We start from the raw sequence: 17160 nt of genomic DNA, 5'->3' as shown, positions 1-17160 counted from the left end.
TGGGCCCTGCTTCGCGAGCCATTCGACGCATGCGTGGGTGCCTCCGCCGGAATCCGTGAGGATCAGCGCCTGCCGTTCTCGTCGGCGCCTTTTCGAGGCCGTTGCGCGCCCTCATCTGTCGCGGGGCTCCTGCGTTTGTCGCCGGTTGTCTGCGGATTCTTCCGCGATCGGTAACAGAGGGATCCCGTAGGGGCGTTCGTATGTCTTCATGAGCGCACGGCATCGGCGGGGACAGCAAAGGGGCGGGCGGACATGGCAAGGCACAAGGGAAGGGGATGGCACGGCCGGCTTCTCGCGGCGGCGCTCGGGGTGACAGCGGTGGCCGCTGCCACCTCGGTGTGGACCGCGCAGGCCGACACCGCCGGAGGGCAGCAGCCGCAAGCGCGTGTCTCAGCGCCGGACGCCCGGCCTCAGGACCGGACCGTGGCCAAGGTGGCGGCGGACATTGCGCACGCCTCGGACCGCGGCGCCCGGGGCGTCAACATCACCATCGACGACGGACCGGACCCGGTCTGGACGCCGCAGGTGCTGCGACTGCTGAAGGACAGCGGTGTGAAGGCTACGTTCTGCATGGTGGGCACGCAGGCCCAGGCGCACCCGGACCTGGTCAAAGAGGTCGTGGCGGCCGGGCACCGGCTGTGCGACCACGCGGTCTCGCACGACACCACCATGGACACCAAGTCCGAGGCATACCAGTCCCAGCAGATCCTGGATGCCGAAAGCATGATCACCAAGGCGTCCGGGGGCGTCCGGCCGCAGTATTACCGGGCCCCGGGCGGTGCCTTCACCCCGTACAGCCGGCAGCTCGCCGCGTCCCGGGGGATGCGGCCGCTGGGCTGGAACGTCGACTCCAAAGACTTCGAGCGTCCCGGTGTGGACACCATGGTCGCCACCGTCAAGAGGGAGATCTCCAACGGGCCGACCGTCCTCTTCCACGACGCGGGAGGGGATCGCTCCCAGACCTTGGCCGCTCTGCGCGAGATCCTGCCCTGGCTGAAGCAGCAGGGGTACTCCTTCGGCTTCCCCGTGCGGTGAGTGAGGCTCGCCCGCACTGACATCCAGACCCGCCCCCCGGCACCGGCAGACAGGCATGAACACGTTGGTCCTCGCAACTTCCGACCAGCCTCGGGGCTGGCCGTGGCGGCTGTGTCCAGCGCGATCAGTGCCGCAAGTCCGCAGACTGCGGCGAGCAGCGCGAAGAGGAGTGGGAGCCGCCGAGTGGTGAGGCCGGCGCTGCGCCGGCGAAGGGGGAGAGCGCTGACGGAGCCTGCGGTCATGACGGTGTGCGGGCCCCGGTGGCCGATGATCCGGCCGACCCGGATTCCGGCGAAGGCGGAGACGAGCAGGGCGGCGGAGAACGCGGCTGTCGTTGCTCCGGTTGGCCAGCCGGTGTCGGCGGTGATGGCTGGGTTGAGCACGGGGAAGGCGTAGTAGACGATTCCCCAACTGGTGATCTGTGTGATGCACAGGGCCGGGAGTACTGCGCGGGGCCGCGACCGGTCCCCTGTTCCGGTCGCGGCCCCGTTGGCGTCGAGTTCGGTCACGGGCAGCAGCCACCGGCCTTGTCCGGTGTGGTCGGGTCTGCTTCGGTGACGGCCGGGTCCGCGCAGCAGGCGCTGCCCTTCTGCTTGGCCATCGAGTCGGCGTCGGCCTTGACGACATACACCTCCCACGGTTCCTGGCCGGGGCCATGGACCCAGACCTTGTCCTGGAGGGCGTAGCAGCAGGTGGTGTCGTTCTCGACGTCGGTCGCCAGACCCTGGTCCGCGAGGCGGGTGGTGGCGGCACGGACAGCTTCGGTGGTGTCGACTTCGACGCCGAGGTGGTCCATGCGCGTCTCCTCGTCCGGCGTGCCCTGGACGAGGATGAGTTTGAGTGGGGGGTCGGCGATGGCGAAGTTGGCGTAGCCGTCGCGCAGTTTGGCCGGCTCGGCGCCGAAGAGCTTGCTGTAGAAGGCGATCGAGGCGGGAAGGTCGGGGACGCGCAGGGCGAGCTGTACTCGGGACATGACGATCCTCCTGACGCAGGGTGGAAGCGCCCCGGCTGTTGACCGGGGCGCTGGGGTTTCAGGTCAGCAGCAGCCGCCGGACGACGATGATTCCTCAGAGCCTGTCGGGTGACCTTCGATCGGAGAGCGGACGCGGCGTGGTGCGTGCGATTCCAAGGCGCCGGGATGGCTTCCGATGGGGTCTCCCCTGCTCGCCCGAAGCTGAGAGCTTGGGGAAGGAGCTACCAGGGCGTTTCGGCAACGCCGGAAGCGTGCGTGCCAGGGCGGGGCCGCCCGATCAGAGGTCACTCGACAGGCTCTCAGTGGCCGCGACCGGCAATGGGGTACCGACGCCGATCTGCACGAGAGCGGGTGCCGGAGCGGCGCAGCAGCCTCCGCCGTCGGCCTGGCCTGCTGCCGGGTCGTCGAAGAGTCCGGCGCCGCCGCACACTCCGGTCTCGGGGAGGGTGAGTTCGACCCGGTCGGCGGATTCGGTGTCCCCGGCGATGGCGGCGGTGACGGAGCGGACCTGCTCGTAGCCGGTCATGGCCAGGAAGGTCGGGGCGCGGCCGTAGGACTTCATGCCGACCAGGTAGATGCCGGGTTCGGGGTGGGAGAGCTCGCGGTGGCCGTGGGGGTGGACGGTGCCACAGGAGTGCTGGTTCGGGTCGATGAGCGGGGCGAGCTCGGTGGGAGCCTGGAGGCGCTCGTCGAGGCCGAGTCGGATCTCGGAGAGGAAGGACAGGTCGGGACGGAAGCCGGTCGACACGATCACCTCGTCCACCGGGTCGACGCGGCGTCCGTCCTCGCCGAACAGGATCAGGCGGCCGTCACCGTCACGCTCGATGGCCTCGGTACGGAAGCCGGTGACCGCGTCCGCGTGGCCGTTGTCGACCGCGGCCTTCGCGGCCAGACCGAGAGCGCCGCGGGCGGGGAGCTGGTCGGCGGTGCCACCGCCGAAGGTGGAGCCACTGATGCCACGGCGCAGGATCCACACCGCGTGCGTGCCGGGCTCGTCCTTCGCGACGTCGGCGAGAGCGGCCAGGGCGGTGAACGCGGAGGCGCCGGAGCCGATCACAGCAGTCCGCCTGCCGGCGTAGCGGGCACGGACGGCCGGGTCCTTCAAGTCCGGGACGTGGTAGGTGATGCGGTCGGCCGCCGTCTTCTCGCCGAGGGCGGGCAGGCCGCTGGCCCCGGCCGGGCTCGGGTTGGTCCAGGTGCCGGAGGCGTCGATGACCGCGCGGGCGAAGACGCGCTCCTCGCTGCCGTCGGCACTGGTGAAGTGGACGACGAAGGGCTGGGCTTCGCGGTCGGCGTCGACGATGCGGTCGCGGCCGGTGCGCGAGACCCCGGTGACGGTGGCGTTGTAGCGGACGCGGTCACCCAGGACATCGCCCAGCGGCTGGAGGTACTGCTCGGCCCAGTCCCCACCGGACGGGTATGTCGCGGCGTCGGGCTTGGACCAGCCGGTCGGTGCCAGGAGCTTCTCGGCGGCCGGGTCGGTGACCTCGCCCCAGGTCGAGAACAGCCGCACATGTGACCAGCCGCGTACCGCAGAAGCGGCGGCCGGGCCGGCTTCCAGGACCAGCGGTTCGATGCCGCGCTCGACCAGGTGGGCGGCGGCGGCCAGCCCGGCGGGGCCGGCGCCGATGACGACAACCGGAAGGTCTGCAGTGGTGGTCATGGCGGTGATGTCCTCCGAGATGGGCGGCCGGCCCGGCCGCTGTTTCGATTGCTGTCGATGTCCGGAGCTTGCCACTCGGTATCGATGAGTGTCAACATAGACACATGTCAAAGTCGGAGGTTGTGGAGCTGTCGGTCCTGGATGCGGGGACTGTGGCGCCGTGCTGCCCGCCGATCACCGCTGGGGAGCTGTCGCAGGACGACGCGGAGAAGATGGCCGTGATGTTCAAGGCCCTGTCCGACCCGGTGCGGCTCCGCCTGTTCTCCAAGGTCGCCTCGCACGCGGGCGGCGAGGCATGCGTCTGCGAGATCTCCGACGTCGGCGTCTCCCAGCCGACCGTCTCCCACCACCTGAAGAAACTGCGCGAGGCCGGACTCCTGACCTCGGAGCGGCGTGGGACCTGGGTCTACTACCAGGTCGCCCCGTCCGTTGTGGCGGCCATGTCCGCCATGCTCGACCTGCGCTCCTGACCACAGCCAGCGCCGTCGGGGCTGATCAGCCGGTGCATTGGGCGGGCAGCAGCGCGCCAGGTACGCCTGGAGTGCGGAGACGCGCTCGGCCATCGTGGCACCGTCGGCCCGGTAGCAGACCTGCTTGCCTTCTTTGCGGGAGATCGCCAGGCCACTACGGCGCAGCAGGCTCAGGTGTTCCGAGGCGGTCGACGGCTTCCGTGCGCACCGTTCGGCGATCTCGCCGACCGTCAGCCCGGCACCGTCCGTGCTTGGGCCTCACCGGGGATGCCGATCGGGCTGCCCACGCTCCGGGTCGCGATGCGGGGCATGCGCCGCGCAGACTCCGGCTCCGCAGCCCTGGCAGACGCCAACGGTGGGGCTGTTCGTTCCCGCGGTGCGGCAGTCGAGGCAGTGCGTCAGTCGTCCTTTCCGGCGGTCGTCAGTGCTGTGGGCATGAACGTCTTGCGCCAGGCCAGTGCGACGTACACGAGTCCGATCAGGACGGGCACTTCGATGAGCGGTCCGACGACCCCGGAGAGTGCCTGGCCAGAGGTGACGCCGAAGGTGGCGATGGCGACGGCGATGGCCAGTTCGAAGTTGTTGCCCGCCGCGGTGAACGCCAGTGTGGCCGTGCGGTCGTAGGCGAGTCCGAGGGCCTTGCCGAGCAGGAAGGTGCCGAAGAACATGATCGCGAAGTAGACGAGCAGCGGCAGCGCGATCCGGACCACGTCCAGGGGCTGCGAGGTGATCGTCTTCCCCTGCAGGGCGAACAGGATGACGATCGTGAAGAGCAGTCCGTACAGCGCCCAGGGGCCGATCTTCGGCAGGAAGCGCTGTTCGTAGCCTTCGCGGCCCATCTTCTGCTCGCCGATGCGGCGGGTGAGGAAGCCGGCCAGCAGCGGGATGCCGAGGAACACGATGACGTTGAGGGCGATGTGCCACACCGAGACGTCCAGGCCCTGGCCGTCACCGAGGTTCAGCCAGCGCGGCAGCAGGTCGAGGTAGAACCAGCCCAGTAGGCCGAAGGCGATGACCTGGAACACGCTGTTGAGCGCGACGAGGACGGCGGCCGCTTCGCGGTCGCCGCAGGCGAGGTCGTTCCAGATGATGACCATGGCGATGCAGCGGGCCAGGCCGACGATGATCAGTCCGGTGCGGTACTCGGGCAGGTCGGGAAGGAAGATCCACGCCAGGGCGAACATGACCGCCGGGCCGACGATCCAGTTGATGACCAGCGAGGACACCATCAGCTTCTTGTCGCCGGTGACGGTGTCGAGCCTGTCGTAGCGGACCTTGGCCAGCACCGGGTACATCATGACGAGCAGACCGAGTGCGATCGGCAGGGAGATCCCGCCGATCTCGATCTTCGCCAGTGCGTCGTTCATCCCGGGGATCAGCCGCCCCAGGCCCAGGCCGACGGCCATGGCGAGCAGGATCCACACCGCGAGATAGCGGTCGAGGGTGGAGAGCTTCTTGACGATCGAGTCGTCCCCGCCCGCGGCCTGATCGGCAGCGGGGGCCGTCGTGGTGCGCTCGGTGGTCACGGGCAGGCCCTCTTGTTCTCGGCGGCGCTGCAGGCGGACTCGGCCAGCGCGGCGAACTGCTCGGAGAGGCCGGCCAGGACCTCGGGGCGCAGCTTGTAGTAGGTGAAGCGGCCGCACGGCTCGGTCTCCACCACGCCGGCCTCGCGCAGGACCTTCATGTGATTGGAGAGGTTGGTCTGCTTCGCGCCGGTCTCCTCGACCAGGTGTGTCGTACAAAGCGTCTCGCGGGCAAGCAGGGTCACGATCTGGAGGCGGAGCGGATCGCCCAGCACCCGGATCAGATCAGGATCGACTGAAGTCAGCATGTACTGATACTTTCACATCATTGCCTGCTGATACCAGCGGGGGCTGAAGTCATTGGCGGCTGGTCCCGCCATGCGACGAGAGAGAACGATCAACATGGCCGAGTCTTCCGGCAAGCCGTCCGTCCTGTTCGTCTGCGTCCACAACGCCGGCCGCTCCCAGATGGCCGCCGCCTGGCTGACCCACCTGGCCGGGGACCGAGTAGAAGTCCGCTCCGCAGGCTCGAACCCCGGCGACGCCGTGAACCCGGCGGCCGTCGAGGCGATGGCCGAGGTCGGCATCGACATCTCCGCCGAGACCCCGAAGATCCTCACGATCGACGCCGTCCGTGAGTCCGACGTGTGCATCACCATGGGCTGCGGCGACACCTGCCCCGTCTTCCCCGGCAAGCGCTACCTCGACTGGAAGCTCGACGACCCGGCCGGACAGGGCGTCGAAGCCGTCCGCCCCATCCGCGACGAGATCAAGAACCTCGTCGCGGGCCTCATCGCAGAGATCGCCCCGGAGGCCACGGCGTGAGCGAGATACGCGACGTCGTCATCATCGGCTCCGGCCCCACGGATACACCGCTGCCCTCTACACGGCCCGCGCCCAGCTCAAGCCCGTACTGTTCGGCAGCAGCAGCATCTTCGTCGGCGGCTCCCTGACCACCACCACCGAGGTCGACAACTTCCCCGCCTTCCCCGATGGCGTCGACGGCCCCGACCTGACGTGCCGAGTGTCCCCGGCGTCTTCGGCGCGGGCGATGTCGTCGACCACACCTACCGGCAGGCCATCACCGCCGCCGGCAGTGGGGCGACAGCACCTGCCTGACCCGCCACTCAGAAGCGGCGGCTGTACGAATGGCAGGAGTGGGCGGGGGTGTACGCCTCATGGAAGTCGCGCGAGGGCATGGGCGTGCACTGGGACGACCGCGACATGGTCGTCGTTCAGGTGGACGGGCGACGCTGGAAGATCTACGGACCGACCCGCGTCGCTCCCATGTACCGCGATGTGGCCGAGACCGATCCGCCGCCCGAGGAGCCCGTTGCCGAGTTCGTCCTCACTCCGGGAGAGGTCCTCTCTCTGCCCCCCGGCTGGTGGCACGCCGTCTCTGCCTCCGAGGGGGAGCGGTCACCTCACCTGACGTGTGGGCTCAGCTCCACGACCAGCATCGACTTCGTGTCCTGGGTTCTGGACACCCTGCGCTCGGAACAGATGGTCCGGGCTTCGGATCTTGTCGAGGCACCGGAGGCAGCGCCCCGGAGATTCGCCGCAAGGGGGGTTCTCGTAAGTTGGACCCTCAGATACGACACGTCGCGCGGTGCGGGTGGCGGGATGAAGGGTGGGACATGCGCGGGAGAGACGCGGTGGCGGCACTTGCCGAACTCATGCCGGTGGCCCACGGGGTGGACGAGCGCATCGACTGGAGCGAGGTCGAGGCGATCTGGGGGACTCGGTTCCCCACGGACTACGTCCGGTTCATGGAGGTCTACGGGGCGGGGGCGATCAGCGACACGATCAGCATCCTGCTGCCGGCGCCGCATGCCGACGGGTGGCCGTACCGGGATGGCCCAGGCTTGCAGGACGAGACGGAGAACGCCCGCTCCACCTGGGAGATGTGCCGCGACGAGGCCGACTTCGACGTGGACCCCGAGTCCATCGTGGCGTGGGCCGCCACGTCGGGGGCGGACATCTACTGCTGGGTGACCACGGACGACGACCCGGATCGATGGCCTGTCCTGATCTGCGGGAGGCACACCAGCCCCGAGATGCAGTTGCACCCCCTCGGGATGGCCGAGTTCCTTCGCAGGCTCCTGGGCGACAAGGCGTTTCGGCAGCAGAAGATCAGCGCGGTCCTGGAGGACGAGGTGTCCTTCGTCAACTGGAGGAATCGCTAGGCCGTCCTCTCTCGGATCACGTGGCTCCTCTCTGTCAGCCGCAGGGCCGCGTGGGTCGTGTGGTCAGCTGAGGAAAGACAGCCGGACTTGGCGTTCGGGACTGTCCCGGTCGGTGTTCACCAGTACGACGGACTGCGAGGTCCCCAGCTCCAGCGCACCGTCGACCACGGGCAATGTGGCGTGTGGTGGGACCAGAGCCGGGAGCATGTGGGCCCTGCCGTGGCCAGGACTGCCGTGGCGGTCTTGCCAGCGGTCGTCCGCGGGAAGAATGTCGCGGAGGGCCGTCAACAGGTCATCGTCACTGCCCGCGCCGGTCTCGATGATGGCCAGGCCGGACGTCGCGTGGAGGGTGAAGATGTTCAGCAGTCCGTTTCGCCCGTGAGCGACCTCTCGGAGGAACGCGGAGCATGCGTTCGTGAGGTCGTGCAGGGTCTCCGTGGAGCCGGTTGTGATGTTGATCGTGCGGGTGGTGAAGGTGCCAGCCATGGTTCACCGATACCCGTTGCGGAGCCCGAGCACTGACGGCCGGATGGGTTGTTCCACCGGGACTCCGCCGGTAAGGGCACGCGCTCCCGTGCCTGGACAGGTCCTTCATGCCGTCTCATCCGAGTCCCGCAAGCGAGACCTGGACCGCGACTTCCTCGCCTGCCCGGCCCCAGACGCGTCCCGCCGACGAAACCGCCACGAGCGCGGCCTGCTGGGTGCCCTCGGACGGCCCAGAGGCAGCCTGGCTGAAGCCTCACGTCGCTTCATAGGGTGAGGTGCCCGCCTTTTTGGGGTGACACGGCCGTAGCGTTACCGGGCGGGTTGTCCACGGAGGGGGAGCTTGGTGAGCGCCGAGCGGTGGCCAACGATCATTTACGTCGCTCTTGGGGTGGTGTCCGCTGCAGTGTGGGTACGGTTGATGATTGCCCTATTTTAGCCGGGAGTTGCTTCGGCGCGAGTGATCACGGTTCCTTACACCGGCCCGCCCCGGTCCGTTGTCTCCTGGATAAGGTTCCGGAGCTCGCCGGGCGTGGGCCACGGCGTGCCTCGGCCAGAATGCGCGGCATGAGCATCGAGATGCAGCTGCGCGCCATGCCGGAGTCCGAGATCCGAGAGGACTGGGCCTGGCTGGAGGAGTTCATGGGGGACGCCGGGGACTTCGACCGCTTCCAGGCCGAACGCCGGGCCGGAATCGCCGAAGTCGTGGAGTACCACTTCCCCGCCCTCCATGAGGTCTACAGGGCGGCGTGCACCCCGCAGGGCTCTCATGACTGGGAGCTCCCGGTCTTCGGGGGCAGCCCGGTGTACCACGCCACTCACAACCAGCCGCCGTTTCTGATCCTCCGCCCCGTCCAGGTGCGCGAGGTGGCGGCCTTCCTGGCGGCGGTCTCCTTCGACGATCTTTGGGAGGCGGCCCGGCCGAAGGTGCTGCCCCCCTTCTCCGCCTTCGACGAGGCTGCGGTCAAGGGCTGGTTCCTCACCCACCACACCGACCTGCGGGCCTTCTACAACCGGACCGTCCCCACGGGGCACGCCGTCGTCAAGGCCCTCTGGTACTGAGCCGCAGTCTTCTCCTCGGCTCGCGGCTACCTCAGCCCACCACTTACCCAAGCTCCCATCCCGTCCCCCGTCGACCCACACACCGTGGAGCGGGCGTGTGGGTCGACGGCGGACGGGATGGGAGCTCTCCACGCACGCCACGACGGACCCGCGGGCGGGAACGGCGTCCCCTCCATCCCGGTGCCGGCCGATCCCCCGCCGGAGGCATTGCCTTGACCGTGGGCCGCTCTATCGGGCCTCCCGCGATTGGTCGTGAGGCGTGTTGGCCTGGCTCCTGAGGCAAGGGACCGCTACGCGGAGCCGCGCTAGTAATAGCCCTTCGTGCCGTCGAGCAGCTCTCGGACGATGTCCGCGTGCCCCGCGTGCCGCCCCGTCTCCTCGACGAGGTGGATCAGCATCCAGCGGAGGTTGGCGCTGCCGGAGCGGAAGCCGGGGTGTCGGCCGACGTCGTCCGGGGAAGCCGCGGCGACGATCTCGTTGCTGCGGGCGCACTGGGCCTCGTACTCCACGAGGAGCTCGGCGAGGGGGCGGCCGTCGGTGTGCCAGTCGGCGTCCTCGCTCGACTCGTCGAACGACGGGTTCTGCTTCTCGTCGCCGCCGAGGAACAGCACCTCCAGCCACATGTGCTCGGTCCAGCGCATGTGGGAGATGAGACCGGCCATCGTCATGACCGGTGAGGTCGGGACGACCGAGCGGTGCGCGTCCTCGTCGCTCAGCCCCTCGCATTTCCAGCGCAGGATCTGCCGCTGCAGGTCCAGCCAGCCGATGAGCGCGGTGCGTTCGTCCGCTTGGAGCGGGGGCGTTCCAGTTCCGATGTCATGCCGGCGCACGCTACCGGGGCGGTCGGGAGGGGACACCTGGATTTACGGGCTCTTCCGCGATTGATGATCTTCGTCACGGTTGGGGACATCGAGGTGTCGGTGCGAGTTATCCGGGTTGTGATGGCTCGTCAAATCCGTGCGGTGATGGCGCATCCCGCGTTCTGCGGTGTCCCGGAGTGGCTCTTGGGCGAGCGGGTCACGGAGCTTGCTGCGCGCTGGGAGGCCCGCGGTGGACGACGGCTACCGGGGCCTTGCGAACGAGTTCCCCAACCAGATCTCCGCCCCGTCACGAACGACCGAAGGACCTGGACGACCTGCCGGTCACCGAGTACTACGGCTGGCGCGAGCGCAAACGCCGCGAGTCCTCACGCCGGATCTGAGTCGAACACGCCAACGCCGAACACCGCCAGTGGCATCCGCTCCAGAGATACACCGGGCGACGTGACACCTACGGCGAAACCCACGCAGCGATCGCCGGTCTGGTCTCCGACCGCGCTGCCACGCGCACCACCCAGCGCCGGGCGAGCACCGAACTCGTGCCCGTCCGCCCGATGACCTGCTGAACCAACCACCAGCCGAACCTCCAGGCCAACACGCCTCACGACCAATCGCGGGAGAGCCCGTATGTGGTGATCGACTCATGGCCCCTGGCCTTACCCACATGTGGGCGCGCATCGGCGCAGCGCGGGCGGAGCGGGCCGAAGGCAGGAGCGGCGCCCGCAGCGGAGCCGGGGCTTGATGGCGAAGAAGAAGCGGCGCTTCGGCCGCATCCGAAAGCTACCGTCAGGCCGGTACCAGGCTCGCTACCTCGGCCCCGATGGCATCGACCGTCCGGCCCCGCACACCTTCGAGACCAGACGGGACGCTGACGATTGGCTCGCGGAGCAGCAGACCGACGTTCGGCGGGGGACTGGCGGGCCCCGGACGCCGGGGCAGTCAACTTCAAGAACTACGCGCTGCAATGGGTAAAGGAGCGCCGTCTCTCCGCCACGACCGACGAGCTGTATCGGCGACTCCTCCGACTGCACATCCTGCTCACCTTCGAGGACCTGGACCTGGACGAGATCACCCCGCCGCGCGTCCGCTCGTGGTGCTCTGAACGGCTCGACAGCACCGGGGCGGAGACCACGATCGCCAAGGCGTACCGGCTCCTGAAGACCATCATGGAAACCGCTGCCGATGATGAGCTGATCCGCCGTAACCCCTGCCGCATCAGGGGCGCTGGCAGGGAAACCGCGGAAGAACGCCCGACCGCCGCTGTCGCCCGGGTTGACGCGCTCGCCGACGCCATGGGCCCGCGCTGGGGGACCGCCGCGGTTCGCTCGGTTGGGTCACGAGGATCTGGCCCATGGCGATGGGAGCGCAAGCACAGCGCAATGCCGAGCATCAAGGCGCCTCCTGTCTGCTTGTTTCCATTCTGCTGAGTTTGCTTGCATTCCACTTGACGACCGACTTGGTTGCCGACAACACCGTTGAAGCGAGTAGGTAACCTCTTGAATCTCGCAGCATTTCTCTACGCTTGCCGCGTTTCGCCGGTGACGTGCGAGGATTCTTCTGCTGTTCTCCCAGAAGGAATTGAACGGGAACTGACTGATCGTTTTCGTGGTAGAGTTTCAATGAATTCACAGGACGCCACGAAAAAAGGGGAATGGCGTGAATACCGAGAAGGCTACGGCTCGACGTCTTACGGCCGAAGAGGTTTCGGAGTTGGGTCTCCAGGACGGAATCTTCGTCTCGGCAGAGATGGATGGCCTTCCTCTCGACTGCTACGCCCCGGCTTTCCTTACAAAGCCGGGTAAGAATTTTGAGGGAGGGTCCTTTATCGCGAAGACAGTCTTCGGTGAGGAAATCCGCGTTCTCCCGGACAATGCAGAAGAGCGCGGGATCTGGGTTGCCGACAAGGCAGGGGAGGAAATCGAGGTTCTTCAGAGTGCTGGCGTCCTCCTGAATCTCGCCCTCTTCGTGCCCAACGGGAACGAGGAATCTCTGGAGTCGCTCTACTCCGCCGCCCGGGACGCCTTCGGCGCGGGGATCGTTCAGCGCTGGAGCGAGGAAGTCGTCGCGGTGCCGGATGTCAAGGTCGACCTGTTCGAGGAGCCGGCCCGGGGGCGGAAGAACGCGAGCAGCCAGAACCGTGACCGCCGCGCCTTGGACATCTACCCGACCCGAGTGCGATTCCTGGAGCCCAGCGATGGCTGGAGGTTCATTGTCGAACCACACAAGGAGGTCGTCGATGACACACCGACGATCTGACCTGATGGCAGGTTAGCCTCGATCTTTCGTGGGAGCCCGTCAGCTTGCTGACGGGCTCTTCTCGCTTGTTGGGGCGTGTGGGCCGAACGCAGGCCGTTGGCGTCGCTGAAGCGCAACTGGGCGCCGAGTTACGGCCGTTCCTCGCGGTTCCCCGATGTCGTCCGCCCATGTCTGTGCCCACTGCCGCAGCGCGGTGATTGCTCGCTCGTCGAGTCCGTAGGCGGCGAATTCCGTGTCGTCGATCCAGTCGGCTCCGCCCAGTCGCGCTTGAAGCTCGCTCAGGTCGAAGGAGTCGCGGGCACGGCGCCGCCCGAGCTCTTCGAGTTCGACGTGGCTTCAGCGGTTCGCGGCGGCCTGTACGTCGATCAGGTCCCTGGCGAGTCCGCGGTCGGCCAGCGCGCGAACCTTGGTTCCGACGACATCTTCGAGGGACAGAACCAAGCCGTGCTCGGTGTGCACGGGCGGCCTCCAGAGTGCTTCCTTGAGGATGTCGACCTCGCACTCCTCACGGCTGGTGGGATCCGTGACGATCAGACGCGCGGACAACGGGTCTGTCTCCAGAGCTCTTACCCGTCATCCGCGCTGCTCCGGGCCGGTGCGCACGGCAGTAGCGATGTCCTCCATGCGTTGCGGGTTCTCGGTCGCGACGCCGAGGTCCTGGCTGAGCCGGTTGACCAGTCCGTGCGCTTGAACCGCGTAGCCACGCTGTAAGCGTCAGAGGGTAAGCACCGCCCAGGGCGAGCACGTCTGCCACCGTCCGATACTCGCTCCGAGCCATGGTGGTGTTTACCGTCGCTGACCGTGGTTCTCCGCCGCAGATGGTGCGGAGGTGGTGCGACGTGGTGCGCGTTCTTGAGAGAGGGAAGGCGCCTCCGGCGCCCGCGATCTACGAGGGGTGGCTTCGCCACCGGGCTGCAACATCCGGGGATGTTGCAGTCGTCTGCAACCGGACACCCTGGACAGCTCCAGCATTGACTGTTCGGCCCGTTCTTGCTGGTCACAGCCTTAACCGGACAGACGGACAGCTGGGACACCCGTAGTCGCGCTGTTCGTCGTGCTGTTCATAGACGCCGTCTTCTTGTGGTGGGGCGACGGTGGGTGAACCGGTGAATTCCTTGCTTGGGGACGGGCTGGTGGTGCAAGGTTCGTCAGCCGCCAGGTCACGGGGATCAGGGGCTTGGCCTGTGGGGTTGTTGTGGCTGGTGCGGACAGACCGATGAACCTGCTGGGCAGGGGTACAGGGAACAGGCGCGCGTGGGCTAGTGCGGTCGCGGCCGTGCTGATCACGCTGGGAACGGTCGGCTGCGGTCACAGGGGTGGTGGTGTGTCGACGGCCGGGCCGGAGATCGTTGTTCATGACGCAGCGATCACGAAACAGGATCGCAGTCGGGTGGAGACGTACTGGACCGGCACGGGCGTCGCGGACGTGGCCCACGGGGACGCCATTGGCGACCCCGTGCAGCCCGAATGGACGGAGGGCGGTGTCATCGCCCGTACTGTCGGCCGCCTGTACTCCTCCCAGGGCGCAGGGGCCGGCTTGGGTGCCTGTACGGCGACTGTGGTCGGCACGAACACGGTGATAACCGCCGCGCACTGTGTCAGAACGTCGGATGCCGGAGAGCCCTCCCGGTCGGCGACGTGGGACCAGCAGCTCTACTTCGTGCCTGGGTACCACGACGGCAAGAGCCCCTACGGCGGCTTCACTGTGCGCCGGGTGCGGATGGCCGAGGAGTGGCAGGACGAGGGCCTGGACGTCGCCGTGCTGGAGATGAACTCCGGCCACGACGGGCGGAGTATTTCCGAGGTGACCGGCGTCCAGCGGATCTCGTTCACGGCTGAATCGGGTACTCGCACCCACTTTTTCGGCTACCCGTACACGAACCGGCTCCTGCACTGCGAAGGCCGCAATTCGCGCGAATACCGCGGTAGTGCCCTGCTGCGGATCCCCTGCGTCATGGGCGTCGGGTCGAGCGGGGGCCCCTACATCGTCGACCTCGACGCAGCCGAGGCCGGCAGTGTCGTCGCGGTGAACATCAGTGGCGACGAGAGCTTCAGTTACGGAACAGCCCTAGGCTCGTTCGCCCGACGCCTCTACGCGCAGTCTGAGCACTGCTCGCGAGACTGTTGAGCGATGTCGCCCGGAGCGTGCAGTTCCTATACCGCCAGATTGTGCGACGCGGCTTGCGACGGCAGGAATCCAGGCGCGGCCTGTCCGAGGTCGCGCAGAGGGGCCCTGCCGCGGCCCCTGGAGTGCACGCTCACCGTGAATCAGAGCTTATTCAAGGTCGCCACTGCGTGCGGCGGTCACCCCGAGAGTCACCCGCGCTTCGGCATTGCGCATCGAAGACGGTCAAAGTGGTGTGCGACGCTCAGTCCGGTCAAGACAACAAAGAAGCCCCGGGGAGATGATCCGGACCTGATTGCCACAAAGCTTTGTCATGTCGTCCCTGTCGGACGTCAGCAGCGCGACCGGCTGTGGCTGGCGCAGTGCCACTGCGGCCACAGTCGCGTCGATGGCGTACTTGTGGCCATGCAGTCCGGCTCCCTTGAGGAGTTCCGCAGCTGCCTTTGCCGCCTGTTCCGTGACTGGCTCCACCTTGATCCGCGACAGGGCCCAGTTGAGGCGCGGAAGGTTGATACGCGAGTGGCTGACCTCAATGATGGTGTTCGCGCCGATGACGAGGTCGGCGCCCATCTCGTGGAACACCTGGAGCAGCGCGAGGAACTTGCGGTCCTGCGCGATCCAGGCGGAAAGCCCCTCCGAGTCCAGGACAACGGTCTCGATGCGCTCGCTCATGCGGCGTCCGCGTTCTCGGAGGTGGCATGGGCACCAAAGATCTTCGAGCGGGCCTCCGCCAGCTCCTCGTCGCTGAACTTCCCGTGCTCGTCTTCATGGTGTCGCAGGTCGTCGCCCAGCAGCTGGTGCCGGATCTGGCGGGCGACTGCTTCCGCCACGTAGCCGGAGACGTTGTCCGTGAGCTTGCGGAGCTCTGCCACCTGGTCGCTCGGCAGCGTGACGGTGATGCGAGTCGTCGAAGACATACGTCAAGCATACCGGAGTATGCGTCGGCGTAGTCTCTACTTCGCTGCCGCCGACGCCTCGGCCAGGGGTTCGAACGTCTCGTTGAGTATCGCGCTGCGTTCGTCCTTGTACGCGAGCTTCGGCTCCAGGCCGTCGATCGTCCGCTCCCGCACAGCCAGGAACTTCTCCTGCCAGGTCCGGATCATCTCGGGCGACGGGAGGATCGCGCCCACCCATCCCTGCCGGGCCAGGACGAGCAGCAGTTCCAGGTTGCAGGGGACGGCCACACCCCGGTACTCGTCCGGTTCGAACTCCACCGGATCGCCGGACATCGCCTCCGTAACCTCGGTCACCAACCGGTCGGCCGGCGCCGCGAGGTGATCCGCCGCCGTGTCGCTGTCGAAGTTGCCCGCGCCCCACGTGCCCACTGTTCGGCCTTCGTATTGTGCGCCGTCGATTCCGTTCGTCATCACAGAAGAGAGCACTGACAGTTGGAGCCGCAGCGGGTCGGCCGTGGGGCGGTCGGGTGGTCAGAACAGGCTCTCCGGCATGAAGACCTTGGCCATCGCGTCGGAGGCGTCGGTGGCACGGATCAACGTCATTCGCTGTAGGAGCATGCGATGTCCTGGTCGGTGTACGCAGTGCCTCCAGCAGGGAAGAAGCCGTCTGCCGAACGCCGGATCGCCGCCGTCGCGCGGGTCGACGCGCTCGTTTCGTCCACGGGCCTCGTCGGCAGTTGATGTTCTTCATCGGTGCGACGTACGTCCCATGAGGTCGGAAGAGCAAGCACCGGCTCCCGCGCTCCTGGCAACACCAACGCGGAGGTAGAAAAGCGGGTCGTGCTCCTGTCGACCGTTCTCCGGACCGACCTTCGGGGACGCCTGGATTTTGATCCTGCGCAACGTCCCCGGCTGCGAGGCTGACGGCTGGTACCCCGAATACGCCCTGTCGGAGCGGGACCTGCTCCCCGCCGAACAAGCCTGGTCCAACCTGATGGACCCTCGCGAGGCCGCCCGACTCCTCGACACAGAGCTGTAGCACTCGGAAACAAAAACGGCGGGGCCTCCCCCTTGACCGTGGACACCATCCGAGACTGGACCATGAGGATCCAGAGAAAGATGGTCACGCATGGTGATGAAGGTGTACTCCGCCGAGTTCAAGGCGGACGCCGTCCAGATGTACAAGTCACGGCCGGGAGCCACGCTCCGGGAGATCGCCCAGGACCTGGGCGTGAACCGCTCCACGCTGCGCAACTGGATCGAAGCCGAGCGACGTCGCGCCGCCGGCGGGAAGCCGGGCGGGAGCTCAAAGACGGCCCCCTCGGCCGCTTCCGCGACGGGCCCGGTTTCGTCCGATGACATGCTGGAAGCGGAAAACAAGCAGCTCAGGGCACGTGTGCGGGAGCTGGAGCAGGAGCGCGAGATCCTGCGGAGGGCTGCGAAGTATTTCGCGGGCGAGACGAATTGGTGAGTCGCTTCCAATTTGTTGATGATCATCGCGGCGCCTTCGGTGTCAAGCGACTGTGCAGGGTCCTGGAAGTCCCCCGTTCCGGGTTCTACCGCTGGGCGGCCGGTATCCAGGCCCGGATGGCGCGCGCCCGCGCGGATACGGACCTCGTGGAACGGATCCGGGCGATCCACACGGACTCCGACGCGACCTACGGTGCGCC

Annotated in this window: 18 protein-coding genes and 7 pseudogenes; 12 read left to right on the top strand and 13 right to left on the bottom strand. The window is 67.4% G+C overall.

Annotated elements, in window-relative coordinates:
* Nucleotides 1-252: 252 nt before the first annotated feature.
* The gene (locus AB0I23_RS37655) at nt 253-1035 is read left to right on the top strand and encodes a polysaccharide deacetylase family protein (protein WP_359116927.1); all 783 of its coding nucleotides are present in this window, start codon (nt 253-255) and stop codon (nt 1033-1035) included.
* A gap of 224 nt (nt 1036-1259) precedes the next feature.
* Here the strand turns inward: AB0I23_RS37655 and AB0I23_RS37650 are convergent.
* From AB0I23_RS37650 to AB0I23_RS37640, 3 genes and pseudogenes are all read right to left on the bottom strand, one after another.
* Nucleotides 1260-1544 (bottom strand): annotated as a pseudogene (locus tag AB0I23_RS37650) (MFS transporter); the annotation flags it as partial.
* On the bottom strand, nt 1541-2008 hold the full coding sequence (locus tag AB0I23_RS37645; RefSeq protein ID WP_359116924.1) for an ArsI/CadI family heavy metal resistance metalloenzyme: 468 nt from the start codon (nt 2006-2008) through the stop codon (nt 1541-1543). The gene AB0I23_RS37645 and the pseudogene AB0I23_RS37650, both read right to left, overlap by 4 nt.
* Before the next feature lie 277 nt (nt 2009-2285).
* Complete coding sequence (locus AB0I23_RS37640; protein ID WP_359116921.1) at nt 2286-3671, bottom strand: NAD(P)-binding domain-containing protein; 1386 nt, start codon at nt 3669-3671, stop codon at nt 2286-2288.
* A 104-nt stretch (nt 3672-3775) separates the two neighbouring features.
* On the opposite strand from AB0I23_RS37640, the gene AB0I23_RS37635 reads away from it, so the two are divergent.
* Nucleotides 3776-4141, top strand: a complete 366-nt coding sequence (locus AB0I23_RS37635) for an ArsR/SmtB family transcription factor (protein ID WP_359116919.1) — start codon at nt 3776-3778, stop codon at nt 4139-4141.
* Between the two features lie 159 nt (nt 4142-4300).
* Here AB0I23_RS37635 and AB0I23_RS37630 read toward each other — a convergent pair.
* The 4 genes and pseudogenes from AB0I23_RS37630 to AB0I23_RS37615 all read right to left on the bottom strand — a co-directional run.
* Nucleotides 4301-4375, bottom strand: a pseudogene (locus tag AB0I23_RS37630) (transcriptional regulator); the annotation flags it as partial.
* A gap of 24 nt (nt 4376-4399) precedes the next feature.
* Nucleotides 4400-4543: a DUF2180 family protein gene (locus AB0I23_RS37625; RefSeq protein ID WP_359116967.1), complete on the bottom strand. Its 144-nt coding sequence runs from the start codon at nt 4541-4543 to the stop codon at nt 4400-4402.
* Nucleotides 4540-5667, bottom strand: a complete 1128-nt coding sequence (arsB, locus tag AB0I23_RS37620; RefSeq protein WP_359116917.1) for an ACR3 family arsenite efflux transporter — start codon at nt 5665-5667, stop codon at nt 4540-4542. The genes AB0I23_RS37625 and arsB overlap by 4 nt, the downstream gene beginning before the upstream one ends.
* Nucleotides 5664-5972: an ArsR/SmtB family transcription factor gene (locus tag AB0I23_RS37615; RefSeq protein ID WP_359116914.1), complete on the bottom strand. Its 309-nt coding sequence runs from the start codon at nt 5970-5972 to the stop codon at nt 5664-5666. Before AB0I23_RS37615 ends, arsB begins: the two co-directional genes overlap by 4 nt.
* 94 nt (nt 5973-6066) lie before the next feature.
* Between AB0I23_RS37615 and AB0I23_RS37610 the strand changes: the two genes are divergently transcribed.
* The 4 genes and pseudogenes from AB0I23_RS37610 to AB0I23_RS37595 all read left to right on the top strand — a co-directional run bounded on the left by AB0I23_RS37610 (nt 6067) and on the right by AB0I23_RS37595 (nt 7850).
* Complete coding sequence (locus AB0I23_RS37610) at nt 6067-6489, top strand: arsenate reductase ArsC (RefSeq protein WP_359116911.1); 423 nt, start codon at nt 6067-6069, stop codon at nt 6487-6489.
* Nucleotides 6486-6679: pseudogene (locus tag AB0I23_RS37605) on the top strand (NAD(P)/FAD-dependent oxidoreductase); the annotation flags it as partial. The gene AB0I23_RS37610 and the pseudogene AB0I23_RS37605, both read left to right, overlap by 4 nt.
* 152 nt (nt 6680-6831) lie before the next feature.
* A pseudogene (locus AB0I23_RS37600) lies at nt 6832-7110 on the top strand (JmjC domain-containing protein); the annotation flags it as partial.
* Between the two features lie 191 nt (nt 7111-7301).
* On the top strand, nt 7302-7850 hold the full coding sequence (locus tag AB0I23_RS37595) for an SMI1/KNR4 family protein (protein ID WP_359116909.1): 549 nt from the start codon (nt 7302-7304) through the stop codon (nt 7848-7850).
* A gap of 63 nt (nt 7851-7913) precedes the next feature.
* On the opposite strand, the gene AB0I23_RS37590 is transcribed toward AB0I23_RS37595, so the two are convergent.
* Complete coding sequence (locus AB0I23_RS37590) at nt 7914-8336, bottom strand: YjbQ family protein (protein ID WP_359116908.1); 423 nt, start codon at nt 8334-8336, stop codon at nt 7914-7916.
* A gap of 564 nt (nt 8337-8900) precedes the next feature.
* Here AB0I23_RS37590 and AB0I23_RS37585 point away from each other — a divergent pair.
* A complete protein-coding gene (locus AB0I23_RS37585; RefSeq protein WP_359116906.1) occupies nt 8901-9395 on the top strand; it encodes a DUF1877 family protein in 495 nt (164 codons plus the stop codon).
* A 305-nt stretch (nt 9396-9700) separates the two neighbouring features.
* On the opposite strand, the gene AB0I23_RS37580 is transcribed toward AB0I23_RS37585, so the two are convergent.
* On the bottom strand, nt 9701-10225 hold the full coding sequence (locus AB0I23_RS37580) for a DinB family protein (RefSeq protein WP_359116904.1): 525 nt from the start codon (nt 10223-10225) through the stop codon (nt 9701-9703).
* A gap of 729 nt (nt 10226-10954) precedes the next feature.
* Here AB0I23_RS37580 and AB0I23_RS37575 point away from each other — a divergent pair.
* Together AB0I23_RS37575 and AB0I23_RS37570 are read left to right on the top strand one after the other, a co-directional pair.
* Nucleotides 10955-11520: pseudogene (locus AB0I23_RS37575) on the top strand (tyrosine-type recombinase/integrase); the annotation flags it as partial.
* A gap of 349 nt (nt 11521-11869) precedes the next feature.
* Entirely contained in the window at nt 11870-12469 is a 600-nt protein-coding gene (locus AB0I23_RS37570; RefSeq protein ID WP_359116903.1) for a hypothetical protein, read from the top strand.
* 39 nt (nt 12470-12508) lie between these two features.
* Here the strand turns inward: AB0I23_RS37570 and AB0I23_RS37565 are convergent.
* Nucleotides 12509-13247: pseudogene (locus AB0I23_RS37565) on the bottom strand (nucleotidyl transferase AbiEii/AbiGii toxin family protein).
* 612 nt (nt 13248-13859) lie between these two features.
* Here AB0I23_RS37565 and AB0I23_RS37560 point away from each other — a divergent pair.
* Nucleotides 13860-14597, top strand: a complete 738-nt coding sequence (locus tag AB0I23_RS37560) for a trypsin-like serine peptidase (protein ID WP_359116901.1) — start codon at nt 13860-13862, stop codon at nt 14595-14597.
* Nucleotides 14598-14819: 222 nt separating this feature from the next.
* Here AB0I23_RS37560 and AB0I23_RS37555 read toward each other — a convergent pair whose 3' ends face one another.
* From AB0I23_RS37555 to AB0I23_RS37545, 3 genes are read right to left on the bottom strand one after another with little or no spacing between them, the layout of a single operon-like run.
* Nucleotides 14820-15266 carry a PIN domain-containing protein gene (locus AB0I23_RS37555; protein WP_359116898.1) on the bottom strand — a complete coding sequence of 149 codons (447 nt, stop codon included), beginning with the start codon at nt 15264-15266 and terminating at the stop codon, nt 14820-14822.
* On the bottom strand, nt 15263-15511 hold the full coding sequence (locus tag AB0I23_RS37550) for a type II toxin-antitoxin system CcdA family antitoxin (RefSeq protein WP_359116897.1): 249 nt from the start codon (nt 15509-15511) through the stop codon (nt 15263-15265). Before AB0I23_RS37550 ends, AB0I23_RS37555 begins: the two co-directional genes overlap by 4 nt.
* Before the next feature lie 36 nt (nt 15512-15547).
* Nucleotides 15548-15919, bottom strand: coding sequence for a DUF4259 domain-containing protein (locus AB0I23_RS37545; protein ID WP_359116964.1), 372 nt, complete (start codon nt 15917-15919; stop codon nt 15548-15550).
* Between the two features lie 460 nt (nt 15920-16379).
* Here AB0I23_RS37545 and AB0I23_RS37540 point away from each other — a divergent pair, with 460 nt between their 5' ends.
* Complete coding sequence (locus AB0I23_RS37540) at nt 16380-16529, top strand: hypothetical protein (RefSeq protein ID WP_359116895.1); 150 nt, start codon at nt 16380-16382, stop codon at nt 16527-16529.
* A 90-nt stretch (nt 16530-16619) separates the two neighbouring features.
* Nucleotides 16620-17160, top strand: a pseudogene (locus tag AB0I23_RS37535) (transposase); the annotation flags it as partial.

The sequence above is a fragment of the Streptomyces atratus genome (assembly GCF_040655115.1).
Classification (GTDB): Bacteria; Actinomycetota; Actinomycetes; order Streptomycetales; family Streptomycetaceae; genus Streptomyces; species Streptomyces atratus_D.
The sequence above is the reverse complement of the archived record's forward strand: the minus strand, read 5'-3'. Positions and strand labels throughout refer to the sequence as shown.